General features: G+C 68.3%; 1 protein-coding gene. It reads right to left on the bottom strand.

The annotated features are described in order from the left end of the window. On the bottom strand, nucleotides 1–992 hold a 992-nt coding region (locus ACIRS4_RS39165), incomplete at its 3' end, for an MFS transporter (RefSeq protein WP_404205197.1). Between the last annotated feature and the right edge of the window lie 44 nt (nucleotides 993–1,036).

Genomic DNA, 1,036 nt, shown 5'->3' with positions numbered 1-1,036 from the left:
GTCTGTACACCGACCGGGATGCCGCCGAAGGCCAGGCCCCACACCAGCAGCAGGCCCAGCGCGATCATCGAGGTGCCGCCCACCAGGGCGACGAGGACCAGCGCCGTCGCCAGCACGGCACTGATGGTGATGAGCGCCGTACGGACATCGCGAGCGGCCACAGCGCCGGTGAGGAAGTTGCCGATGATCCCGGCGATACCGAAGATCAGCAGGGCCGGACCGACCGCCGCCTTGTTCAGCCCGGCCAGGTTCTGCAGGATCGGGCTCACGTAGGTGAAGGCCGCGAAATGCCCGCTTACCAGGAGGAAGGTGACGAGCACGCCGGCCCGCACCACCGGATTTCGGAATTGCTGACCGAGGGTGCGCACGTGCACGGCCTGCGTCGCGGGCAGGTGCGGCAGCAGGGCGAGCAGCGCCACGACCACCACCAGCCCGAGGCCACCGAGTAAACCGAATGCGATGCGCCAGTCGGTCAATTCGCCGATGAGCGTGCCCGCCGGGATGCCGAGGACATTGGCCGCGGTGGCGCCGCCGAAGGCTATCGCGGTGGCCCGGGGCACGAGCTTCTCCGGCACCATGCGCACCGCGATGCCCGCGGCCAGTGCCCAGAATCCGCCGATGGCGATGCCGATCAGAAACCGAGAGGCCAGCAACGACGCGAAATTGGGGGCGAAGGCCGAGAGGAGATTGGCGCCGATCATGAGGGTGATCAGGCCCAGCAGTACGACCCGGCGGTCCAGGCGGCCGATGGCCACCGGCAGGATGGGCGCGGTCGCCGATGCCACCAGGCCGGGCACGGTCACCATCAGCCCGGTGGTCCCCTCGGACACTCCGAGTGCGCTGCTCACCGAGGGGAGCAGGCCCACCGGCAACTGTTCGGACGTCACCATGGCGAATGTGCCCATGGCCACAGCCGTGATGCCGAACCAGCGCCGCAGCGGCACTTGCTCGGCCACGAATTCCGTTGCCGGAGAGCCGGACACGGTCGTCATAAGAAACTCCTTGCTCGGGATCGGGACCTTCTGGTCACCAGGAT

Origin of the sequence: Streptomyces sp. NPDC101166 (assembly GCF_044768125.1) — a bacterium.
GTDB lineage: Bacteria > Actinomycetota > Actinomycetes > Streptomycetales > Streptomycetaceae > Streptomyces.
The sequence above is the reverse complement of the archived record's forward strand: the minus strand, read 5'-3'. Positions and strand labels throughout refer to the sequence as shown.